This window comes from Cupriavidus phytorum, from assembly GCF_003254285.1.
Classification (GTDB): Bacteria; Pseudomonadota; Gammaproteobacteria; order Burkholderiales; family Burkholderiaceae; genus Cupriavidus; species Cupriavidus phytorum.
Genome location: NZ_QKZN01000043.1, coordinates 1 through 1,014 on the forward strand (window position 1 = coordinate 1; position 1,014 = coordinate 1,014).

Annotated in this window: 1 protein-coding gene; it reads right to left on the reverse strand. The window is 68.2% G+C overall.

Annotated elements, in window-relative coordinates; genetic code table 11:
* The coding region (locus C7416_RS28805) for a type VI secretion system Vgr family protein (RefSeq protein ID WP_181461340.1) at positions 1-1,014 on the reverse strand (1,014 nt) is incomplete at both ends.

Genomic DNA, 1,014 nt, shown 5'->3' on the forward strand with positions numbered 1-1,014 from the left:
ACCATAGCCACGCCAGCCCGGCCGTTGAGGTGGACCATCGGCTCGCTTTGGTGCGGCACCTTGCCCGGCGTGCTGGTATTGCCGCCAGCCGCATCCGCCCTTGCCGCTTCGAGCGATTGCCCATCGACCATGCCGGCTGCCGCTTTGGCTTGCTTCGCCAGCGGCGAATCGACACCCTTGCCGGTCGACAGAGCCTGGCTTTGATGCGTGGTCGCGCCATCGCTCAGCGTCCTGACCAGATCGCCCGCCTGCCGCAACAGTGCGATGCCAGCGGCGTTGTCCCCCGTCGGAAGCACGCGCCCCGTGACGGCATCGCGATAGGTCGTCAGCAATAGCCCCGCTTGGCCGCGCACCGCGGCGTAGCCATCGGTGCGCAGCTCGAACCCCTGCCCCCGGAAGCTGCCGCGGCGGTTGTCCTGCTGGTGAATCACATGGCCGAGATTGAGCTGGGTGACTTGTTCGGTCGTGGCGAGTTGTGTCCGCAGCTGGTCATCGGAGTCGTCGAACACCAGCTGGTTGTAACCCTTGCCGCCGTGTTCCTGGCTCTTGAAGCCGGTCAGCGCGGCGTCGTTGCGATGGCCGTCCGGATCCGCGCTCATGCCGTGCCACGCCGGGCTATTGCCGCCGGCCAGATTGCCCTGTGCGCTCGGCTGCGTGTCGGAGCCCATCGCGTAGATGCCGCTGGCGTCATAGGGCTGGAAGAAGGTGGTGGCGGCCATGGACCTGCCGCCCGGCGTGGGGGCGATGCCGGCTTCGCCTTGGCCGTTGTACAGCGCCCCGATCACGAACGGCTGGTCGATATCGTTGTCCGTGAACTTGACCAGCACTTCCTGGCCGATACGCGGCAGCCATTGCCAGCCCATGCCGGCGCCGGCTTGCCGTTGCGCGACGCGGATCCAGCGGCTGCTGCGGTCGTCGGCGCGCTCGCCACGCTGCCAGGGGAAGCGCACGCGGATTTGCCCGCGTGGGCTGGCGTGGTGTTCGGCGTTGCCATCGGCCTGGGTCTGGCCGTCC